Origin of the sequence: Paenibacillus sp. FSL R5-0519 (genome assembly GCF_037974275.1) — a bacterium.
Classification (GTDB): domain Bacteria; phylum Bacillota; class Bacilli; order Paenibacillales; family Paenibacillaceae; genus Paenibacillus.
The window spans coordinates 5,402,297-5,423,873 of record NZ_CP150234.1 but is presented as its reverse complement, the minus strand read 5'-3'; the positions used below and the strand labels follow the sequence as shown (position 1 = coordinate 5,423,873).

Annotated in this window: 18 protein-coding genes; 15 read left to right on the top strand and 3 right to left on the bottom strand. The window is 47.5% G+C overall.

Annotated elements, in window-relative coordinates:
* Positions 1 to 70 precede the first annotated feature (70 nt).
* From MKY73_RS24440 to MKY73_RS24415, 6 genes are all read left to right on the top strand, one after another.
* Complete coding sequence (locus MKY73_RS24440; protein ID WP_339303810.1) at positions 71 to 964, top strand: NAD(P)-dependent oxidoreductase; 894 nt, start codon at positions 71 to 73, stop codon at positions 962 to 964.
* Between the two features lie 274 nt (positions 965 to 1,238).
* Positions 1,239 to 1,970: a nuclease-related domain-containing protein gene (locus tag MKY73_RS24435; protein WP_339303809.1), complete on the top strand. Its 732-nt coding sequence runs from the start codon at positions 1,239 to 1,241 to the stop codon at positions 1,968 to 1,970.
* A 262-nt stretch (positions 1,971 to 2,232) separates the two neighbouring features.
* Positions 2,233 to 3,096, top strand: a complete 864-nt coding sequence (locus MKY73_RS24430) for a hypothetical protein (RefSeq protein WP_339303808.1) — start codon at positions 2,233 to 2,235, stop codon at positions 3,094 to 3,096.
* Positions 3,097 to 3,447: 351 nt separating this feature from the next.
* The gene (locus MKY73_RS24425; RefSeq protein ID WP_339303807.1) at positions 3,448 to 5,256 is read left to right on the top strand and encodes an ABC transporter ATP-binding protein; all 1,809 of its coding nucleotides are present in this window, start codon (positions 3,448 to 3,450) and stop codon (positions 5,254 to 5,256) included.
* A complete protein-coding gene (locus tag MKY73_RS24420; protein WP_339303806.1) occupies positions 5,237 to 7,075 on the top strand; it encodes an ABC transporter ATP-binding protein in 1,839 nt (612 codons plus the stop codon). The genes MKY73_RS24425 and MKY73_RS24420 overlap by 20 nt, the downstream gene beginning before the upstream one ends.
* A 259-nt stretch (positions 7,076 to 7,334) precedes the next feature.
* The gene (locus MKY73_RS24415) at positions 7,335 to 7,670 is read left to right on the top strand and encodes a hypothetical protein (protein WP_339303805.1); all 336 of its coding nucleotides are present in this window, start codon (positions 7,335 to 7,337) and stop codon (positions 7,668 to 7,670) included.
* 91 nt (positions 7,671 to 7,761) lie between these two features.
* On the opposite strand, the gene MKY73_RS24410 is transcribed toward MKY73_RS24415, so the two are convergent.
* Entirely contained in the window at positions 7,762 to 9,414 is a 1,653-nt protein-coding gene (locus MKY73_RS24410) for a bifunctional UDP-sugar hydrolase/5'-nucleotidase (RefSeq protein WP_339303804.1), read from the bottom strand.
* A gap of 195 nt (positions 9,415 to 9,609) precedes the next feature.
* Here MKY73_RS24410 and MKY73_RS24405 point away from each other — a divergent pair, with 195 nt between their 5' ends.
* The 5 genes from MKY73_RS24405 to MKY73_RS24385 all read left to right on the top strand — a co-directional run bounded on the left by MKY73_RS24405 (position 9,610) and on the right by MKY73_RS24385 (position 13,810).
* A complete protein-coding gene (locus MKY73_RS24405; protein ID WP_339303803.1) occupies positions 9,610 to 10,590 on the top strand; it encodes a phosphate/phosphite/phosphonate ABC transporter substrate-binding protein in 981 nt (326 codons plus the stop codon).
* A gap of 178 nt (positions 10,591 to 10,768) precedes the next feature.
* Positions 10,769 to 11,566, top strand: coding sequence for a phosphonate ABC transporter ATP-binding protein (gene phnC, locus MKY73_RS24400; RefSeq protein ID WP_339308744.1), 798 nt, complete (start codon positions 10,769 to 10,771; stop codon positions 11,564 to 11,566).
* Positions 11,563 to 12,414, top strand: coding sequence for a phosphonate ABC transporter, permease protein PhnE (phnE, locus tag MKY73_RS24395; protein ID WP_339303802.1), 852 nt, complete (start codon positions 11,563 to 11,565; stop codon positions 12,412 to 12,414). The genes phnC and phnE (MKY73_RS24395) overlap by 4 nt, the downstream gene beginning before the upstream one ends.
* Entirely contained in the window at positions 12,411 to 13,217 is an 807-nt protein-coding gene (phnE, locus tag MKY73_RS24390) for a phosphonate ABC transporter, permease protein PhnE (RefSeq protein WP_339303801.1), read from the top strand. Before phnE (MKY73_RS24395) ends, phnE (MKY73_RS24390) begins: the two co-directional genes overlap by 4 nt.
* A 335-nt stretch (positions 13,218 to 13,552) precedes the next feature.
* The gene (locus MKY73_RS24385) at positions 13,553 to 13,810 is read left to right on the top strand and encodes a hypothetical protein (RefSeq protein ID WP_339303800.1); all 258 of its coding nucleotides are present in this window, start codon (positions 13,553 to 13,555) and stop codon (positions 13,808 to 13,810) included.
* A gap of 638 nt (positions 13,811 to 14,448) precedes the next feature.
* Here the strand turns inward: MKY73_RS24385 and MKY73_RS24380 are convergent.
* On the bottom strand, positions 14,449 to 17,196 hold the full coding sequence (locus MKY73_RS24380; RefSeq protein WP_339308742.1) for a DUF5689 domain-containing protein: 2,748 nt from the start codon (positions 17,194 to 17,196) through the stop codon (positions 14,449 to 14,451).
* Between the two features lie 256 nt (positions 17,197 to 17,452).
* Positions 17,453 to 17,929: an RNA polymerase sigma factor gene (locus MKY73_RS24375; protein WP_339259133.1), complete on the bottom strand. Its 477-nt coding sequence runs from the start codon at positions 17,927 to 17,929 to the stop codon at positions 17,453 to 17,455.
* Positions 17,930 to 18,140: 211 nt separating this feature from the next.
* Between MKY73_RS24375 and MKY73_RS24370 the strand changes: the two genes are divergently transcribed.
* Genes MKY73_RS24370 through MKY73_RS24355 form a run of 4 tightly spaced genes read left to right on the top strand, consistent with a single transcriptional unit; the run spans position 18,141 to position 21,488 of the window.
* Complete coding sequence (locus MKY73_RS24370; protein ID WP_253430918.1) at positions 18,141 to 18,854, top strand: response regulator transcription factor; 714 nt, start codon at positions 18,141 to 18,143, stop codon at positions 18,852 to 18,854.
* Positions 18,851 to 20,215, top strand: coding sequence for a HAMP domain-containing sensor histidine kinase (locus MKY73_RS24365; protein ID WP_339303799.1), 1,365 nt, complete (start codon positions 18,851 to 18,853; stop codon positions 20,213 to 20,215). The genes MKY73_RS24370 and MKY73_RS24365 overlap by 4 nt, the downstream gene beginning before the upstream one ends.
* Complete coding sequence (locus MKY73_RS24360) at positions 20,212 to 20,316, top strand: hypothetical protein (RefSeq protein WP_339308740.1); 105 nt, start codon at positions 20,212 to 20,214, stop codon at positions 20,314 to 20,316. The genes MKY73_RS24365 and MKY73_RS24360 overlap by 4 nt, the downstream gene beginning before the upstream one ends.
* Positions 20,313 to 21,488, top strand: a complete 1,176-nt coding sequence (locus tag MKY73_RS24355) for a hypothetical protein (RefSeq protein ID WP_339303798.1) — start codon at positions 20,313 to 20,315, stop codon at positions 21,486 to 21,488. Before MKY73_RS24360 ends, MKY73_RS24355 begins: the two co-directional genes overlap by 4 nt.
* Positions 21,489 to 21,577: the final 89 nt, after the last annotated feature.

Here is a 21,577-nt window from a genome sequence, read left to right as displayed (position 1 = left end):
ATATAGCAATGTCGAAGACAAGCATTGAGCGAAGTATAGAGAAATAGGGAAAATAGGGAGGAAACCTGCGATGACAAATACAACGAAGGCACCTGGAGAGACGAAAGTTGGCTTTATTGGTACAGGCGTGATGGGTAAAAGCATGGCTGGGCACATCCAGCAAGCGGGATATCCGCTGCATGTGTACACGCGAACTGCTGCCAAGGCGGAAGCGTTGGTGAAAGAAGGGGCCGTATGGCATGATACACCAGGCAAACTGGCTGCCGCGTGTGATGTCATCATCACGATGGTAGGTTATCCCAAGGATGTGGAGGAGATCTATCTCGGTGAGGATGGTCTCGTAGCCAATGCCAAACCTGGTGCATATCTGATTGACATGACCACATCCAGTCCGCTACTGGCGGCACGAATCTTTGAAGCTGCGGAAGCCAAAGGACTGCATGCACTGGACGCGCCTGTATCGGGCGGCGATATTGGGGCGCAGAATGCCAAGCTGTCCATTATGGTTGGAGGAAGCTCGGCGGCCTTTGAAGCCGTGCGTCCGCTGTTTGAGCAGATGGGCAGCAACATTGTGCTGCAAGGCAAGGCAGGAGCCGGGCAGCATACCAAAATGTGCAACCAGATTGCCATTGCCTCTGGCATGATGGGCGTATGCGAAGCACTCGCCTATGCCAAGACGTCTGGTCTGGACGCGGAGACCGTGCTGAAGAGCATTGCTACCGGGGCAGCCGGAAGCTGGTCACTCAGCAATCTCGGTCCGCGCATGATCGCAGGCGATTATGAGCCTGGATTCTATGTGAAACATTTTATCAAAGACATGGGTATTGCACTGGAGTCTGCAAAAGAGATGGGCATGAACACGCCTGGGCTGGCTCTGGCCGAATCCCTGTACCAGGAAATAGCGAATAATGGTCTGGAAGAGAAGGGGACACAGGTCCTCTACACCTATTATCTTCAGGCTTAACAACCAAGAGAACAGCAGCGCACTCTTTTTCGATTCAGGAAAGGTTGCGCTGTTTTTTTATTTTACGGCTTATTTATGCGTCTAAAGTCACGGAATTGGTTAAATGTTCATATGTACTTTGCGTATTGGAGAGATTTTGGTCGTTAACCCTTTATTTTAACCCCTCTTTATCCGACATAAGTAATAGAAGTTTACATAATGAGTGTGTCAAAGGATGTTATTCCTCCTGTAATGGTCACCCGTAACCCACACTATCTAAGAACGGAGCTTGCCCATGTTCAAGAAAATCCTGTCTCTGTTCAAGACACAGCCAGAGCTTGCGAACCAGATTACAGCTTCAGCTTCAGCTTTACCATCGACGACAGCCATTCCTCCGCGTATGGTTCGCAGTAAGCGCAAGAAAAAAGCGGAAGGGGATTGGACACGCCAGCCAGAGGAGCCTAGTACAGCAGATCAGCTGATTGGTCTTCCGAGTGAATATAAAGTGCTGAACGATCTGCTTGTTACCAATCCGAAGTCACGCTCCGGTTATTCGCAGATTGATCATGTTGTAATTGGACCTAGGGCCATCTTTGTAATCGAAACCCGGAATCTGACGACAGGTGAGATTCGCGGCGGAAGAAGAGAGGCCAATTGGTCGGTCAGCAGCAGCCGGGTCAAAATGTACAATCCACTCATGCAGCATCGTGCACATGTGGAAGCCATTCATGCACACCTCGGCGATTACAAAAGAGTGCGTCTCGTCTCCATGGTGACCTTCACGAACCGTTGCCGCATCAGTGTTGATCCTGCTGTAAGATATGTGAATTCGGATGAACTGATCATCTATGACCATGAATTGGTGGAGACGATTCAGCGCAAGACGGAACGACTTGAGTCTGAAGTTCCTGAGACTGTATTTCAAGAGAAGGATATTCAGGCGATTCACGCCCTTTTATCATCGGTGAACTCGACCGATCCTCAGATTCGGTCAGAACACATGGAGAAGGCCAAAGGAATTAAATAATCACATCTCATGAACACTGTTGTCCATACGGATGACAGTGTTTTTGTGTCGATCTTGTCAGTTAATACACGAGTAGTAAAAGGCTTTAGACACAGGTATATCGTCGTATACACCCCATTTTTGACTTATGATACAATGTAGAACGTGTTCAGTTGTGAATCGATTATGTTATCTGAAAGGATATTTATGTAAATAAGTTATTCAAGGGTTGGAGTAGAGGTTAATGTTTCTCAGGAATATACATACGATAGGGGAAGATCATATGATGAAATGGAATGATACGATAAAGACGTTTACGGTCATGTTCAGTGTGGCAGCGATACTGACAGCTTGTGGTGGTGGAGCGAAAGAGACATCATCATCATCCGAAACAAGCAGCTCGAATGCTGCTGTAACAGAAACGGTAGCAAATGGTTCGAATGCTGGTGAGGAGACAGGTTCAGACGCCAAAGAATCTTCTTTGACTGATGACGGCAAGATTGGAAAGGACTCTACACTGGAAGAGTTGAAGCAGCAGTACGCGGATAAGCTCGGCTATATCCGTATCCCGCTTAATGATCATCCGGTGCGCCGGGTTAGTGAGAACGATTCCAAAAATATAAATGTGGCCAACTATAGTGATGCTGTTGTGGACATGAATGCCGAGGTGCCGATTCATTCCGATTCACAGCGGTTGATTGATGATGCCTTTCCTTATTTCACAACTGTACAAGCACCTGACGAATCTTATGTAACATGGGAAGAAGCAACCAATCTGGAACGTGCCATGGTGAAAACGCTGTTTATCGCCCGTGAAGGTCTGTTAATCACAGAAGATGCGATGAAAAATAAGGATTACAGCAGTACGTCGTTCCAGGACGCTATGGATTTCTTCCGTGTGACAGCAAAATTTGAATCCATGGCACCTGTTGCTCAGCATCCACGTGACATCACGCTCAGTACGCTATACGACAAAGCCCGTACTTCGTGGGGCAAGCTTGCAGAGATGGACCCGGAGCAGGATGAAGCGGCGTTTGCCGAGATGTATAAGACGGCGAGAAGTGATGCCAATAATGCCATGGGGCTGCTCAATGTTCTGCTGTCTACAAATGAGGAAGAACGTGTAGAGGAGATCTACGGAAAGTGAAAGTAGCAAAGTCATAGTAGTGATGAACAGAATTGGAATGAGTTGAACGAATGAGCTATATGCCTAGGTCTCACATAGAACCCTGACTACCGGGATGATCGGTGGTTAGGGTTCTATGCGTTGTAGCGAAGGGATGCTTCATTTTTTGCTGCCAAAATGATGATAAGTTTGTTGTTTGGGAAAAGTAGGGTAATAAGAATAGAAGCGGCATTGTAAAATACGCTATAATAACCATATGTGTACATAGAAATGATTACATATTGGACGCAGTGGAGAAATCAACATGTCTAATGGAGGCTCTGAGCTGGAACGTGTTATCGGTTTAGGGTGCTCCGAGCCGGAGGAATGCTTATGATCAAGCTGTTGTACTACTTGAAGAAGTACCGAGTTGCCGCGATTGCAGCCCTGGTCATGATGTTAATTGAGCTTGCGGTGGAGCTGGCTCAGCCTTATCTGATCTCCAAGATCATTGATAACGGGATTCAACAGGGGGATTTATCTGTCGTCTGGATATGGGGCGGTGTGCTGGTTGGCAGTGCTGTGGTGGCTTTTGCTGCCGGGATTGCCAGTTCGTTCTTTGCGTCCCATGCGAGTCTGGGGTTCGGATACGATCTGCGGGAGAAGCTGTATGAGAAAGTGCAAACGTTCTCTTATGCCGTATTTAACCGGTTTGCAACATCGTCTCTGATCACCCGATTAACAGGGGATGTGACCCAGGTTCAGGACACGGTCTTCATGAGTCTGCGATTCATGACACGGGTGCCGCTGGTGGTTATCGGTAGCATGATTATGGCGGTGATCGTGAATCCGAGGCTGGGTCTGCTGCTGGTTGTCATGGTTCCTGTCCTGCTCGTCGTTGTGGTGTGGATGATTAAAAAGGCAGCGCTGCTGTTCCGTAATGTGCAGCGCAGACTGGATGCCGTCAATGGAGTCATCCAGGAGAATCTGACAGGCATTCGGCTAATCCGTGTCTTCGTACGGATGGGCCATGAGATTGAACGCTTTGCCGGATTCAGCGGCAAGCTGATGAAGGGCACAATCTCCGCGCTGCGCCTGACGGAGACCACGATGCCGTTCATGTTGCTGATGATGAATGTCTGTATCATCGCCGTGTTATGGTTTGGACGAGTTGACATCGCCTCCGGTAATGCAACCGTAGGTGAAGTGGTTGCGGTCATTAACTATCTGCTTCGCACCATCGGTGCCATGTCTGCATTGTCATGGATTCTGGTGACGTTCTCCAGAGCAAGCGCTTCGGCACAACGATTGAATGAAGTATTTAATACGGAGGATACGTCAGAGACTGAACAGAATAAGGCGGTATCAACTTCTGCACCATCTGTCGGATCTGTGAAATCTTCGCATTTTCCGCAATCTATGTACTCAACGAAGAAACAGCGCACTGTGCAGGGAGCGGTTGAATTCCGCAGCGTAGGTTTCAGTTATCCGAATAGTGAAATTACAGTACTGGATAACATCACGTTTACTGCAAAAGCAGGGGAACGTATTGCGATTATGGGAGCAACAGGCTCAGGCAAATCTTCACTGGTGCAGCTTATTCCACGGTTATACACAGAGGATGAAGGCAAGGTACGGATTGATGGTACGGATGCAACAGAACTGGATCTGTCCATGCTGCGTGGTTCGATTGGTTATGTGCCTCAGGAGGTTGTGCTGTTTACCGGTTCCATACGGGAGAATATTGCCTGGGGTCAGGAAGATGCTACCTTGGAGGAGATTGTGGAAGCGGCGAAGCGCGCCCAGATCCATGAAACGATTGAGAATTTACCAAACGGTTATGATACATTGCTGGGTCAACGGGGAGTGAATCTCTCCGGTGGACAGAAGCAGCGACTTTCCATTGCACGAGCACTGGTGCGCAGACCAAGAATTCTGATTCTGGACGATAGCACGAGCGCACTGGACGTGGCGACAGAAGGCAGACTGCTGGATGCACTGGAAGAATTGTCGTGTACGACGTTTATCATCACCCAGAAGATCAGTTCAACGACATCTGCTGATCTGATTCTGCTGCTGGATGATGGACAACTCATTGGACAAGGGAAACATGAAGACCTGATGGAATCGTCAGAGCTGTATCGTCGAATTCATGAATCACAATATGGGGAGGGTGCACAGCATGTTCAAAGCATTCATTGAGCCTTTCCGTCAGCCGCCACCCCCGATTGATCCGCAGACGTTACGATCAGGCGGTGGGCGCAAACCCAAGGCAAGGGCGAAGAACTGGTCCGGTACGCTAGGTCGGATCTGGACCTATCTGGCACGGCGTAAGGTTAAGCTGTCCATGGTACTGTTGATGGTGTTTGCCAGCTCCGCACTTGCTTTGCTTGGCCCCTACATGGTGGGGGTGGCCGTGGATGATTTCATCGCGGGTGAAGCCGGTTCAAGCTGGACACGGTTTCTGATTGGATTAACCGCAGTGTACGTCTTGTTCTCTCTAACATCCTGGTTACAAAACATATGGATGATCGAAATTGCACAGGAAACCGTGTTCCGCATGCGGTATGATCTGTTCTCCCATCTGCACAAACTGCCGATTCCATTCTTCGGTAAACGCCAGCAAGGGGAGATTATGAGTCGGGTGACCAATGATATTGAGAATGTCAGCGGTACGTTGAACAGCTCAGCGATCCAGATTTTCTCAAGTGTATTAACGCTGCTCGGAACGTTTGGCGTTATGCTGTGGCTCAGCCCGCTATTGACCCTGCTTACCTTTATCGTTGTGCCTTTGATGGCCATTGGTATGCGTTGGATTACACGTAGAACGGGACCACTCTTCAAGGAGCGGCAGCGCAATCTGGGTGAACTTAACGGTTATATTGAAGAGACGTTATCCGGGCAAAAGATCATTAAGGCATTCTCCCAAGAGGAGCGGGTGATTCGCGGTTTTGAGGAACGGAATACCCGCATCCGGATTTCCGGATTCTGGGCACAGACCATCTCCGGTTTTATTCCGAAACTGATGAATGGATTGAATAATCTGAGCTTTGCAATTGTTGCGGGTATCGGTGGTATTCTGGCGATTCAGGGTTCCGTTACGGTCGGGGTGATCATTATCTTTGTGGAATATGCCCGTCAGTTTACCCGTCCGCTCAACGATCTGGCGAACCAGTGGAATACGTTATTGTCCGCAATTGCGGGGGCTGAGCGTGTATTCGAGGTGCTGGACGAAGATGAGGAAGCGAAGGATGAAGGGGCAGCGGTATCTCTGGATAAGGTGGAGGGAGCCGTTCGTTTCGACAAGGTATCCTTTGGATACGATGAAGGACGTAACATTTTGCATGATATCAGCTTTGAAGCGAAACCGGGTGAGATGATTGCTCTTGTAGGTCCGACCGGAGCGGGGAAAACAACATTGATTCAGCTGTTATCCCGTTTCTATGATCCGACAGGTGGCACATTAACGGTAGATGGCCGTGATATGACCACCATTCGGCGTGAGAATCTACGATCCCATATGGCGTTTGTACTTCAGGATTCATTCCTGTTTCAGGGTACGATCCGGGAAAATATTCGGTTTGGCCGTCTGGACGCAACGGATGAAGAGGTGGAAGCCGCTTCCCGACTGGCGAATGCCCATTCGTTCATTGTGCGAATGAAGGACGGGTACGACAAAGTGCTCCAGGCCGACGGAAGTGGTATCAGTCAGGGGCAGAAGCAGCTGCTCGCTATTGCCCGGGCAATTCTGGCGGACCCTTCCATCCTCGTTCTGGACGAAGCGACGAGTAGCATCGATACCGTCACAGAGATCAAAATCCAGGAAGGACTGCAACGTCTGATGCAGGGACGGACCAGTTTTGTCATTGCCCACAGGTTGAACACGATCCGCCAGGCCGATCGAATTCTGGTGCTGAAGGATGGGCATTTACTGGAGCAAGGCTCGCATGAAGCGCTGCTGGAACAAGGCGGGTTCTACAGCGAGCTGTATTACAGTCAGTTGCGTAAAAAGGCGCAATAGCTTTGGATAATATGTGACATGAATTAGAAAGCTTTAAAAAGAGTAAAAGAGCAGGGATGAGGGCACGATGCTCCTCAGTTCTGCTCTTTTTGCATATTTTATTGAATAAACGTGGGAAATGGAACTGTGATTGTATGTTAAAATAAGGATATATTGGAATAGGTCCGTTTTTAAAAGGTTGCCGGCGGTTTTGAAGAATGAGAAAATTGCTGCCTATAGTCATCAAGTAATGCATTAACAGAGAGGAGGGCAATGCAGAATGGAATTCAAATTTGGGAATGCTGCTATTCTTCTCCCCCCTTTACACATTACGATTATCGCAATCATTATTATTATCTTTCTGGTAAGGTGGAGCAAGCAATTAGAAACAAGACGTTTTACGGTTTTCTTTTATTTTTTGATTAGTACATTCATTACTCCGATTTATTCTCAAAGTACAAGAGAAGGTGTCTTTGAGCTATGGATTCCTTTAGGATTTATCGTGGTTTTCTTGTATTTAATTCGCAACGAACGAAATCATCCATCTAAAATGAAAGCGAGTATCTTAGGATTTTCCATAGCAATATATCAGTTAATTCTTCAATATATCGGATAACGGGACGTGTCAGGATAGATCAATTAGAACAAGTAAGCAATAGGTTGAAAACAAAAGAGCAAATCCTGTATCAGGATCTGCTCTTTCTCATTTAGCTGCCAACAACCTGCCAGTTATCCGCCTGCTCCACCGTTAACGGCTGGTGTTTGCGGATGTAATCCTCTACCAGTGCGGCCATATCTGTCGCGCCTTCGTGCAGTACCTTTTTGCCCGGATACATCGCATAATCTCCGCCGCCAGCAGCACGGTAGCTGTTCATCACCACAGAGTACATGCCATCCATGTCCATGGCTTTGCCTTCACGTTCCAACTTCACAACTCGACTGCCTACAGGCTGGGAGATATCCAGCTCGTATTCAATGCCAGCCCACATATCGTAATTATAATGCTGAGGTTTGGGTTCCATATAAGCCGGATTGACTGCCACCTCGCCAGAAGCATTTACTTCAAAGTAACGAGCCGTTTGTTCCAACGCCTCCCGGACATCCTGACCACTCAGCTCCAGCACCGTCAGAGTATTAGGATAAATGAAGTTGGATAACACGTCTCGTACGGTGATGTGACTCCCGAAACCACGGGCTTCTTCACTAAGCATGGCGGTATTGGAGAGCTGCGCTCCAGTCGCTTCCATCTGCACTTGATGTACAAAAGCAATAAAAGGATGCGCCTTAAGCCGCAGAGCCGTTGCATTGGAGATGGACAAATCCCCAGCAACCTCGCCAATCGGTTGATCCAGCCATGCTTGTGCTTCAGCTTCCAGCTCGTCCGTAAGCTTCATAATCGTAGCATCAGGCTTAATTTCCTCATTATGTTCATCCAGAAGCAACAACCGAGCCTTCTTATCTGTAATCTTCCATTTCCCGCTCGATGATTGCTCCAACTGAACGGAGACGTGCCCCGCACCATTTCCGCTGAATCCTGGCTGAATGACGGTTACGCCGTGGATATTAGCAGTAAGCTGACGATGCTGATGTCCGGTAAGCAGCACATCGATGCCTTCAATGTCTTGGCAGATGGCATAGCCTTGATTTTCTCCAGTTAACCGTTCGGCAGGCTCTCCTGTTTCCAGATCACTCTCAAACCCGCCATGATAACTGACAACCATTACATCTGGTTGTTCATGCTCGCGTATATAGTTAACCCATGTACGAATGGTCTCCAAGGCATCAAGGAACTGCAGACCTTCAATATTCTTCGGATGCTCCCAGTTCGGGATATAATGTGTCGTTGCACCCAAGAGTGCAATTCGAACACCGGAGGAGAGTGTCTTCATTAGATAGGGAGGGCCGAAGGCTGGCAGAGCTGCGCCTGTTGGTAGATCTGTCGAAGATTCTGATCCATTGGCTCTTGTGTGCTCATCATGCACAATGTTGGCTGACAGCCATGGGAAGTTGGAAGCGTCAACTGCTCGGCGCAGCAGATCCTGACCATAGTTGAACTCGTGGTTACCCATCACCGCAGCATCATATCCGAGTTCATTCAGTACTGTGATGAAGGGATGCCCTTCGTTGTTAGAAGTCTGTGAAGCTGCATAAGAGGCCAAGGGTGATCCTTGCAGCAGATCCCCGTTATCCACCAGCATCAGTTCAGGTGAACGTTCGCGTTCCTTACGAATCAGGGAAGCCAGCAAGGCAAGCCCAGCCGGGCGGTACGCATTGGTATTGTAATGAATGGGGCGAATTGCCCCGTGCAGATCACTGGTATACAGAATATCGAAGCTTGCCGTAGGGTGTATGGATGTCATTTTACAATCTCCTCTAATATATAAGTTCTTCCCATATCTTCAACCATAATGAGCCTATTTTAACAGACTACAAGTCGCGCTGACAGCCTGACAGGAAACTTTACAAAACTCCAAATTTCGTTTCACATCGCGCAAATATTTGGCAATTATAGTAGACAAGTACTGAAAAATAGAAAATCTTTGGAGGGTGTTCGTTTGAAGAAGTCTGCTTTATTTTTACCATTGTTGATTTTGGTTCTGTTTCTGAGTGCTTGTGGGTCTGGTAGTACAAATGGTTCGGCTAACGGAGAGAATTCGAGTTCCAATGCATCCGGTACGGCGACGACAGAGACAGAGAAAGCTGTCGAAGGTTATGTGCCAACGGAACTGACGGTTCAATTTGTTCCTTCCCAGAATGCAGACACGCTTGAAGCCAAAGCAAAACCGCTCGAGAAGTTGCTGGGTGACAAACTAGGCATTCCGGTGAAAGTCAGCGTATCCACGGACTACAACACGATTATTGAAGCAATGGCTTCCAACAAAGTAGACGTAGGTTTCTTGCCTCCGACAGCTTATGTACTGGCAAAAGAAAAAGGCGCTGCACAGGTTATTTTGCAAGCACAACGTTTTGGTGTAAATGATGAGACAGGTGCTCCAACCGAACAGTTGGCGGATTCCTATAAATCCATGTTTATCGTGAAAAAAGATTCACCGATCCAATCCATCGAAGACCTTAAAGGTAAAAAAGTCGCTTACCAAAACGTAACGTCTTCCGCAGGTTATGTATGGCCAGCAGGTCTGTTGCTCGACAGAGGCATTGACCCATTGAAAGATGTAACACCTGTAACGTTGAAAGGTCATGACCAGGGTGTGATCGCTGTATTGAACGGTGATGTTGATGCAGCAGCGATCTTCCAAGATGCCCGCAACACGGTAGCCAAAGACTATCCGACTGTATTTGAAGATACACGTGTACTGGCGTTCACTGAGCCTATTCCTAACGATACCATTGCCGTTCGTACCGACATGAATGCCGATTGGACTGCGAAGATCAAACAAGCCTTCATCGATATCGGTAAAGATACGGAAGGTCACCAGATCATCAAAGAAATCTATACGCATGAAGGTTATGTAGAATCCGATGATAGCAAGTTTGAGATCGTTCGTCAGTATGGCGAAAAAGTGAAAGGTGAATAATTTGGATCCAAAAGTAGTTCGGGATCTGTTCACTTTGTAGTAGCTTTCTTGGATGGGAACAGCTTAATCGTAGCAATGGACAGGCCAGTTCAGCGTGATCTACGCTGCGCTGGCTTGTGCCATTGTAGCAAGCACTTAGGTAGGGTTGATCATTATGAATGAAAGAAGGATTATTGCCATGATTGAGCTTCATAACGTTACCAAAACTTACGCTAACGGCACCAAGGGCCTGGATAATATTAATCTAAAATTTGAGCAGGGGGAATTCATTGCTGTAGTGGGTCTGTCGGGTGCGGGTAAATCAACTCTCCTGCGATCCATTAATCGGCTGCACGACATTAGTGAGGGCGAGATTCTGATTAACGGAAGTTCCATCACGAAGGCGCAAGGCAAACGGCTGCGCATGATCAGACGTGACATCGGCATGATCTTCCAGAGTTTCAATCTGGTGAAACGGTCCAGTGTACTACGTAACGTACTCGCTGGGCGAGTTGGATATCATTCCACCATGCGAACCATTCTGGGTCGTTTTCCCAAAGAGGATATTGAACTGGCTTTCACTGCGCTGGATCGGGTTAACATCTCGGAGAAAGCCTATTCCCGTGCAGATCAGCTATCCGGTGGACAGCAACAGCGTGTGGCTATTGCCCGTGTACTGGCACAGGAAGCGAAAATCATTCTGGCCGACGAACCGGTTGCGTCACTCGATCCCCTTACAACGAAACAGGTCATGGATGACCTGAAACGCATCAATCAAGACCTCGGGATTACCACCATCGTCAATCTTCACTTTATCGATCTGGCGAGAGAGTATGCGACCCGTATTGTCGGATTGCGAGCAGGTGAGGTGGTATTCGACGGTCCGGTGGAAGAGGCAACGGATGAGCGCTTTGCAGAAATATACGGCAGAAAGATTCTGGCTGACGAATTGTTGGACAAGCAGGCTGTGCATGAGCAGGGAGAAGTTGTGATATGAAGGGGCAGTCCAACGTTCCACTTCAGAATGCAGGCGGAGTGGGCAAGGAACCTGGTTCCAGCCCGGCTCAGGTTGTGAATCGCCCGAAACCGCCTGGGCGTACGAAACATCTGCTCACCTTCGTGATCATTCTGCTCCTTCTGTGGGCCAGTGCGAAGCAGACAGATGCCAGCTTTACGGAGTTGTATGAAGGTTTTCCCAACATGCTGGACCTGCTGAAGGAGATGTTCCCACCTCGGTGGAGTTACTTTGATAATATCGTGCAAGGCATGCTGGAAACGATCCGAATGGCCCTGATCGGGACAACCATTGGTGCCATTATTGCGATTCCGATCTCGATCATCTGTGCCGGTAACCTGATGCCGAGCCGCTGGATCTACTATCCGGCACGTTTTCTGCTGAACCTCATTCGGACCGTGCCGGATCTGCTGCTTGCTGCTCTATTTGTAGCCGTATTTGGTCTGGGCCCAATCCCCGGAATCCTGGCGCTGGCTGTGTTCTCGGTAGGTCTGATCGCGAAGCTCACGTATGAGACACTGGAAACGATTGATCAGGGGCCGCTGGAAGCGATGACGGCTGTTGGTATGAACCGGATTCAGCTCATTGTGTATGGCGTGGTGCCGCAACTGGCTGCCCAGTTCACATCCTATGTGTTATATGCCTTTGAAATTAATATACGTGCCGCTGCCATTCTCGGACTGGTGGGAGCCGGAGGAATTGGGCTCTATTATGAGGCCACACTTGGATTCCTGGAGTATGACAAGACCAGTGTAATCATTCTATTTACCCTTGTCATCGTTCTGATCATTGATTATGTAAGTACTAAGCTGCGGGAGAAATTGCTATGATGAAAAACGAAACAAGCCGCATCCGGCCAAAACCACGGAAGAACCCGCTTCGCTGGGTCATTGTGTTACTGCTGATCCTTGTATATGTCTGGGCGCTCGCCGGCGTACCGTTTACTGGCTTTAAGGAAACCGCTGGTCAGATTATGAAGGCCATTGTAGCCGGTATTTTCTCACCGGACTGGGATTTTGTATACTTGCCAGAGGGTGAAGACCTGCTTCGGGGACTGCTCGATACACTGGCGATTTCCGTGTTGGGAACCGTGATCTCGGCTGTACTCTGTATCCCGTTTGCCTTCTGGTCTGCCCGTAATATGAGTGGGCATCGTTCCATCTCCGGTGCAGGCAAAATGGTACTCAGCTTCATCCGCACGTTCCCTGAGATTATCATGGCCTTGTTATTCATCAAGGCAGTGGGTCCCGGATCATTCGCAGGGGTACTCGCCCTCGGATTGCATTCCATCGGCATGTTAGGCAAATTGTACGCCGATGAAGTTGAAAATATCGACTACGGCCCATCTGAGGCGCTGCTTGCCTCCGGAGCCAATCGCATGCAGCAGTTGTGGTTCGCCATTCTGCCGCAGGTTATGCCTGGATTCCTGAACTATACCTTGTATCGGTTCGAGATTAATGTACGCTCTGCGACCATACTGGGGGTAATCGGCGCAGGGGGGATTGGTACACCGCTGATCTTCGCGTTAAGTACTCGGAACTGGCCGCGAGTAGGGATTATCCTGCTGGGGATAATCGTGATGATCACGATTATCGACTTGATCTCAGGGTATATTCGTAAGAAGTTGGTGTAGGGTTTCTGTGGGGCTACGAAGATATTGGTTCTACAAAGTATACTAGATAATAAAGTAAGAACAGATAATAGAGTAAGAATAGAGGGCTATTCTGTGCCAGAATAATGGCAGGGATAGTCTTTTTTGTGTCTGCAAATCAACAACAGAATGTTTTATTGCCGTGCTGATCATTATTCAATAAGGATGTTCAAAGAATATGCAGACCGAGGATTGAATTAATTTCCAATTACATGTAGTATTAATAGATTCCTATATAAAGGGAATTAAGGATATTAATCGATATTCCTCATAGATAACCATTACAAGTAATCAGTTTTTCAAAAGGAAGGTGACCTATGGAATTATTTCAATATATATGGATTGGGTTTATGGTACTCCTGTTACTCTACAGAATGTTCTTTCAGAAGTTTAAAAAGCATAACATAGAGAATATTGGACTCAGTGCAATCCTAATCGTTTTCACGGGAAGCGCTTCGCTTACACACATGAACTTGATCTTTGTCATCAGTGTCATCGCCGTGGCTGTTTATGCTGCTGTATGGAACAGTATCCTAGGTTGGAAGAAATGGAATGAACCGGAACGATTGAAATGAATCAGCGCTTTGCATCTTCGCTAAGTTAAGGCATTTAAACCATGTAGCGTAGCTTTGCTTTGCAGGAGCTGGGCTAACGAACTTGAGAGCACTTATATTGCCTCATAAGGCCTCACTGGAATTCTAACGAATCGTAGTGACGCTATATGTTGCATTTTGTCCGTTTTGATCCTTTGGTTGCTGAAATGTAGTTCAATAGCGATGCTGAGGTTCGTTAGATTTTGGAATTCGGTCAAAATGGCTGAATAAGATCTGTCAGGTTCGTTAGGGCCTATGGAGTGCAGCAATTTGGAAGGCAGAGGCCGACAGAGTTATCATTAGCGCCAAAATTGCCATTAGTGTCATAAATGCAATAAGTGCCATTACTGCATAAGTACCACAAGCGTCATAAATGCAATTATTGAAATAATCTCCATAATTGCCTTGAGTGTCTTAAGTGCCATAAATGCCACGAGTGTCTACTTTCTGGCCAGGGGTCCTACAGGCATGATCATCAATAAACGCAACCAATTCACCCGTTTTACCGACACATGTGTCCTTCCAACAAAAAAAACCGAAACCAGGGTGCCCTGTGAATCAGGCAATGTTGGTTTCGGTTTTTTGTTGCTTGGTTAAACGTTAGGCTTCTTTATTGAGACCTAGCTAGCCAAAGGCAACGCTTTGGTTACTTGAATTGTAATTGTCTCTGTGCTGGTTACGCCTGCGGCGTTGATCAGCTCAGCACGGTAGGTATATGTTCCGTTAGCACGGCCGGACACGTTCGTTGTTGCACTTTGAGAAGCAGGTGTAGCGGCTTTCAAAGTTTGTGTATCAATCAATACATCATTCTCATAGAGACGGTATTCGGTTGCGTTCGTACCCCACCAGAGGTTCATGGATACGCTGTAGTTGCCATCACCATCCCAGTTGTTTTGGGACAATGTTGCTTTGCCAGGGGAGGCGTTCGTTACTTGTACCGTCAGCACGTCACTGCGTGTTGTGCCTTTGTCATTGGTCAGCTCGGCAACGTAAGTATATGTGCCATTCGTTTTGCCAGTAATGGCCGTTTTAGCAAACTGTGAAGAAGGTGTAGCCGCAGTCAACTTCTGCGTATCAATCAGAACACCGTTCTCATACAGTTTGTACTCGGAACCATTTTCACCCCACCAGAGGTTCATGCTTACGTTATACGAACCTTCGAACAGGCCAGTCGTATATCCATTATCAGAAGAAAGCACGGGTTTACCCGGCGCTCCCGCAGCTGGAGTGGAAGGCTGTTCGCCTCCACCTTGATCTTCAGCAGGTACAAAATCATTCAAGCTTCTAGGTTTCAATTGATATACGTCTTTGAAAATAGCAGAAACGCCTGTGATATCAATTTTGTCCCCAGCAGTATAAGGGAAGGAAGTCTCCGTCACGCCTGTACGGGTGTCTACACGGATGTGTGTAGTTGCTCCGTCCGCAGCCACTGCGTCAAATTCGAAAGATCCAACCGGTGTAGCGCTGATGATATTCTCAATCGTTACATTTTTCAACTGAACCAGTTGTCCTTGGTTCCCATCTGTAATGGCTGTAACTTCGATTGGAGCAGGTACGGAAGCCGTGCCTGTTTTCTCAATCGCAACGATGTCGGTAAGCTCGAACTCGCTGTTATAGATGGTTGTTGCTGCGGTTACTTTCACCGTGTCACCTGCATGAAAGCCACTTGTGTGCTGGAAGACATAAATTCCGGCAGTTTCATCTTGAAGATAGAAGGCTTGTCCCCCGAATGCACCTGGTTCTGTCGTTACAACACCTTCGATGGTTACGGTAGTACCGACAGCTTTGGTGCGTGCCTCAGCAACGGTAATCGCTGCTGGAATCGGTCCTTCTTCTTCCGGAAGCTGCTCTGCTGGCACATTGCCAACGGTTACTGCATTGGTAATCAGGTTGCTGCCATTCAGACGCAGACGCAGGCTCGCAGCGCCAGTTGTACCCGGTTTGATACGTACATTCAGATCTTTGATCCCGCGACCTTGGCTATCCGAGGTTACACTGAATGTGGAGCTGTAACCGTACGATGTCGGCCAAGTACCACTTTCATTCTGAATCATGGCTACCTGTGTTCCGCCAGTCAGATAGATACCAGCACTATAACCGGATACGGTTGTGTTTGGAGCCATGTTCTCCACAACGACACGAATCTGGAAGTCTTCTGCATTCGGAAGCGTATCCTGTTTCACGAAGCTGTAAGAAGCATTTGCGCTGGATGCAGGGCCGCCGTAAGAACCAGCCTTGAACGTGGAACGATCGTACCACTTGTATCCGGCAGCAGGTGCGGCCCAAGGTTCAGCCTGTGGTTCTGTAGAAGCAGCCGGCTCTTCGAATGGCAACAGCGCTGTAGCTGTATCCAGTTCAAGTCCGTTTACTTGAGTGAAGTCCGTGTAGTTCTCTTGTGTAGCAAGCCAGTTCACCGTGTTCACGAGCAATACGGCATCATCGACTTCTTTGAATCCGTCATAGGTTGTTTTGCGTATGCCCGTTTCTTCACGCAAGTATTTAGGCGATGCATCTTCTACTGGAGAGGAGTCACCGATGAAGGCAGCCTTACCTGCTCCAAGCTTGGATACGGCTACGTATGGACCTTCTTCGATCCCGCCGCCGTTGTATACGCCTTGGTCCACCGCGTTGTTCCATTTGGCGTTTGTTTTTGGCAGGTACACAATGCCTTTTGCTTTTTCCGGATCAGTGATTGCGAGGGTTGAGCCGGCATGCATGGCTACAGCCGACACACCTTCTGTGATGCCGAAGGCTTGATCTGCCGGTACAACGATATTGGCATTGATATCGCCAAGTGCGTTATAGCGGAATCGAACGCCAAAATTATCGGACAACCAGTCCGAGCTGGTGATGTTTTGCATGGCTTCAGAATTACGCTCATCTGTGCTCATGCCTTTGGCTGGATCTTCGAATGCTCCACGACGATAGCCGTTGATAACTTCAGAGCCATCCCAGCGGTTTTTATTACGGTCTGCATTATAGTGATCTCCAACGAAGAAGATGCTGCCGCCTGTTTCAACATATTGTTTGAGTGCTGCCTGTTCGGATGTTTTGAAAGGAATTTGAGGCTCTGCAATAACGAATACGTTATACTCTTTCAGATCATCATAGGTAAATGGAGTCGTCTTGCGAAGTTCTTTGACATAATAACCATCATTCGCGAGTGCATTCCCGAAGTCAGAGAAACCTCCATCGATAACCCAGTCTGCTGCTCCAGCCGTCTGGCCGTGTGAGTTGTCGAACAATACTTTCTTGCCTGCATTTTGGTTCACAACCTTCGCTTGGATGAATGGTGCCGGGTCTGTCGGTCCTTCCGCATGAACCGATGCATCTCCGTTCCATAATCCGATCTGAAGCGGCAAAGCCATGGACAATGCGAGGAGTGATTTTAGAAATACTCCGCGCATACCTGTTAATTTACCCAACCAAATCCCTCCCAAATATTAGTTAATTCATGAGTTCGTCCATATTCTACCACATGAAAATCTCACATAGTCATAACAATTTGTAAAAATTAACTCGATATTTGTAAAATTGGGTCTTTTGACATATCCATAGGTATTTCGATCCTGTCTTAACACTCCCATCCGGCGTCACTGTTGATTTTGCATAAAAAAGCCATCTCTATGAGATGACTTTGGCCCGAATTCGATTGACGGCATGGAAGACAGAAGACTTAATCATGCCTTCACTGCGATTCACCAGCTCTGCCGTTTCCTTGATGGAGTATCCGTGGATAAGGCGAAGTTCTAATATTTTTCGGTGTTCCGTGTTGTTGATATGGGAGACAAGATCATGAACGCCTTCATTGATTTCAAGTTGGGGTGTATCGAGGTGATGGGTAGGTACCTCCAGACGGCTGTCACGTTTAAGTGTACGGGTTCGCCTGCGGAAACTGTCCATGGCAAGGTTTCGGGCAATCCGTTTGAGATAATAGAGGAGTCGATCTTCAGGGATATCTACGGTCACATTCATCAGTCGAATGAAGCAATCCTGAGCCAGATCTTCTGCGTCTTGTGGCTGTTTGACGATATGGGATAGATACCGAGTGATTTCTGATTTATAGTTGACATAAGCATCGTTGATTTGTGCAGTGTTCATATGATGTGAATCCCCCTTGGATACAGATCAGGCTTGGGTCCGGTCTGGTATGAGTCTCTTATGATCCAAGTATATCGAGAGGTTGTTTCCAAACGGTTCAGAGTTGTATCGAAGTTGTAACATTTCGTGCTTCCCTCTATTCAAGCACAAGGCTTGGGATACAAAATATAGGCAGATGAAATCCATAGAGCAGGGAGATTACGAGGGTATCATGAGACCAAAAGAGATTTTAATTATTGAGGATGAGGAGTCCATTCGAGATATTTTGTCCTATTCGTTACGCAAGGAAGGATTTGAGATCAAGGAAGCAGCTACGGGTAAAGAGGGGTTGAATCTGCTTCGGGATTCGAAGCCGGATCTGATCCTGCTGGATCTGATGCTGCCGGATATGAGCGGTTTTGATGTGTGTCGGCAACTGTCTGTGAACTCCAAGATACCCGTCATCATGATCACTGCGAAGTCTGACATGCTGGACAAGGTACTTGGCATGGAGCTTGGGGCGGATGATTATATCACGAAACCTTTTGATATCCGTGAGGTGGTTGCGCGCATTCGGGCGATCTTTCGCCGGATTGATCTCATCAGCGAGACGCTGGAGAATCAGTCCTATGAGGTGGTCAGGCTTGGCAAGCATATTGAGATTCGCAAGGATGAACGGGAAGTGTGGAAAGACGGGGAACGCGCAGGACTCACCAATAAGGAATATGACCTGTTGTTATTTCTCGTGACCCATCATCGTAAGGTACATACACGTTCTGAACTGCTGGACAAGGTATGGGGATTTGATTTTGCAGGAGATACCCGAACGGTGGATATTCATATACAACGGATTCGCAAGAAATTGGATAGTGGTGTGCAGGGCATTTCGATGATCGAGACTGTATTTGGTGTAGGGTATAAGCTGAATATTCAGGTGCAGACATGAAGTGGACCATCCAGTTCAAAATGGTGGTGCTCTTCTCGGTCATCGTCTTTATCGGATTCTCCGTTCTGCTGATTCTGTCCAATAAGGTGGCACAGGAGAATATGTACCGGGAAGTGCATGAGGACATGGTGCAATCGAAGAAAAATCTGGATATCGCGCTGAATCAGTACTTCCTGATTCATAACAAACGCATGAGCAGAGACTCGCTCGAAGCAGGAAGCCGCGAGCTTGCGGAGCAGATTGGTTCAGCCGTTGGTGGAAAAATTACCGTATATCGCCCTGATGCTTCGCCATACGGATCTACTGGCAGTGAAGCTAATGTCGCTAAGCGGTCTGACCATCCTGATGTGAAGGCGGCCATACAATCCAAGATCGCGTATACCACAGTTGTGGATAAAGGTCGGGTCACCTCCAGTCTGTCCTTTCCGCTTCAGATGGATCAACAATTGATCGGAATTGTGCAGATGGAGAAGGATTACACGGATTTGTTCAAACGCAACCTGCGTTTTCAAAATACGATCAAATTGTTCGCAGCGGTGATTTTCGTATTTGTATTTATCGCCTCCATCTTCATTTCCCGGAAAATCACCCAGCCTATCCGTGTACTTACGAAACGTTCTGCGGAAGTGGCTCAGGGGAGTCTGAATGCAGACATTCAGATAACCACCAAGGATGAGATTGGTGAACTGGCTTCAAGCTTCACCATCATGATTGATCGTGTGCGGGAGCAGATTGATGTGATTGAGCGAGAGCGGGACGAAGTGAATCAAGTACAGGCGCGAAGCAAAGTCTTTTTTGACAATGTGACACATGAACTGAAGACACCACTAACGACCATTCTGGGATACGCCCAGATTTTGCGGGATAACGGATTTACCGATCAGGAATTTTTTGACAAAGGCATGAATTATATTATCAAGGAAAGCCAGCGTCTCAACACGATGGTTGCGGATATCCTGGAGGTCTCGGTCTCCTCTGCGGTCATTCAGGCGTACCGATTCGAACGTATCGATGTATCGGATATTATTCGTGAAGCTTGTGAAGACATGTCGATTAAGGCGGGCAAGTACAATATAGGCATTCATTATGAGCTGGAGGAATATCAGTATCTACAGGGCGATCGGGACAAGCTGAAGGAGGTATTCCTCAACGTTCTGGATAATTCGGTTAAATACAGTGATGTCAATTCAATCATTGAAGTACAATCCTTCCGGTTAGGTGAGACTATCGCTATTGTGATTCGTGATCAGGGGGAAGGAATTGGTGCTGAAGCACTCCAGCATGTATTTGAACCCTTTTACCAGGATAAGGGAATCAACAGGCGGAGAAGGGCAGCGCCGGACTGGGCTTGTCTATTGTGAAAAACATCGTGGAGCGTCATGGAGGAACAGTGGAGATGAAGAGCATCATGCGGCAAGGGACACAAGTAAATATCAGTCTTCCGGGGGAAATGAACGCATGAGACATCCAGGATTCTGGCGAAAGCACCGTGACAAATTGATGTTGTCGGGGCTGTTAATCGCATTTGTCAGTGGAATTTTCGGAATCGGCAGTCTGTTCAGTATGGGGAACCTCAAACCAAGAACGGTGATTATGCCAAGCGAGCAATTCAACAGCCGTCTGGCGCCGCCGCCCAGCAGTACGATTCAAGTCGAGTCGGCAACCAAGATTCCGAATGACTTCGCAATCTATGATTTTGAAGTGGTAGACCGAAATACAATTATATTAAATCAACCGGAACCTTCCTATTCAGGGCTGCGGCTGTCTCTCCTGCATCTGGATGATAATGAAGTGAAAAATATTGCAACGAATACGGATTACGGTGTAGTCATCAGCCCGGATCACAAGAAGTTGATATACTCCCAATATCGGGCGGGTCAAGCGCAGAAGACAACGTATGAGTATATGATTCAGAGCGGGGAACGTCGCAAACTTTCGAACGATAACTCGTATTACAGAGTGTTTACAGGGAATGAATCCTACATCGGTCAGGATGATCTCTTATTCAAACAAGTCGATCTAAGGCAGGGAACGAGTCAGACCATCTACACGCATGATGAGCTGATGGGCATGTTTGCTGGAACAGGACAAGGACAAGAAAAAGAAAAAGGATCGAGTGATACATTTATCGTTATGGATGTCTTTGAGGTCAGTGAAGATCTGAAGCAGTTCTATATGCTGGTGATGCTGAAAGAAAACTATGCCATATATCGTGTGTCGCTTGAGGATGCGCATGAAGTGAAGGCATATGCGGCAATGGAAGAGATTCAACAGTACAAGTTACTGAAGAACGGGGATATGCTCATCCAGGGAACGATCAATAAGGTGCAGGGATTATATCGGTATCGGGCAGAACAGAAGCAATATGATCTGGTCCTGAAAGGGTCCATCTGGAGCTTCGAACTGGATGCAGATCAATCGCGAATTGCTTATTTTTTGCCAATGGATAATCAGAATCAGAAGAATGAATTGCATATTGCCTATCTGAATGACAGCAAGCTTTCGTCAGATACGGTGATCTACCGTAATATTGATAGCTTCATCAAACTCAGATGGAATGATGACGAACTATTTGCAGTAGGAAGCACCATGGATAAAAGTGAAATGTACCGCTTTAGTTTCAGAGCATGGTAAGCTATGGAAGGCATATGAAGATAAGACCTTGGTCTGGATGAGGCTGGCGACAGCTCCCATGCGGACAAGGTCCTTTTTGTTGTGACATT

Coding starts and splice junctions, on each gene's coding strand:
- phnE (WP_339303802.1), top strand. CDS start 11,563: ATGAAGGGGCAGTCCAACGTTCCACTTCAGAATGCAGGCGGAGTGGGC.
- MKY73_RS24375 (WP_339259133.1), bottom strand. CDS start 17,929: ATGAACACTGCACAAATCAACGATGCTTATGTCAACTATAAATCAGAA.
- MKY73_RS24355 (WP_339303798.1), top strand. CDS start 20,313: ATGAGACATCCAGGATTCTGGCGAAAGCACCGTGACAAATTGATGTTG.
- MKY73_RS24385 (WP_339303800.1), top strand. CDS start 13,553: ATGGAATTATTTCAATATATATGGATTGGGTTTATGGTACTCCTGTTA.
- MKY73_RS24430 (WP_339303808.1), top strand. CDS start 2,233: ATGATGAAATGGAATGATACGATAAAGACGTTTACGGTCATGTTCAGT.
- MKY73_RS24435 (WP_339303809.1), top strand. CDS start 1,239: ATGTTCAAGAAAATCCTGTCTCTGTTCAAGACACAGCCAGAGCTTGCG.
- phnC (WP_339308744.1), top strand. CDS start 10,769: ATGATTGAGCTTCATAACGTTACCAAAACTTACGCTAACGGCACCAAG.
- phnE (WP_339303801.1), top strand. CDS start 12,411: ATGATGAAAAACGAAACAAGCCGCATCCGGCCAAAACCACGGAAGAAC.
- MKY73_RS24420 (WP_339303806.1), top strand. CDS start 5,237: ATGTTCAAAGCATTCATTGAGCCTTTCCGTCAGCCGCCACCCCCGATT.
- MKY73_RS24365 (WP_339303799.1), top strand. CDS start 18,851: ATGAAGTGGACCATCCAGTTCAAAATGGTGGTGCTCTTCTCGGTCATC.
- MKY73_RS24415 (WP_339303805.1), top strand. CDS start 7,335: ATGGAATTCAAATTTGGGAATGCTGCTATTCTTCTCCCCCCTTTACAC.
- MKY73_RS24370 (WP_253430918.1), top strand. CDS start 18,141: ATGAGACCAAAAGAGATTTTAATTATTGAGGATGAGGAGTCCATTCGA.
- MKY73_RS24440 (WP_339303810.1), top strand. CDS start 71: ATGACAAATACAACGAAGGCACCTGGAGAGACGAAAGTTGGCTTTATT.
- MKY73_RS24380 (WP_339308742.1), bottom strand. CDS start 17,196: ATGGCTTTGCCGCTTCAGATCGGATTATGGAACGGAGATGCATCGGTT.
- MKY73_RS24410 (WP_339303804.1), bottom strand. CDS start 9,414: ATGACATCCATACACCCTACGGCAAGCTTCGATATTCTGTATACCAGT.
- MKY73_RS24425 (WP_339303807.1), top strand. CDS start 3,448: ATGATCAAGCTGTTGTACTACTTGAAGAAGTACCGAGTTGCCGCGATT.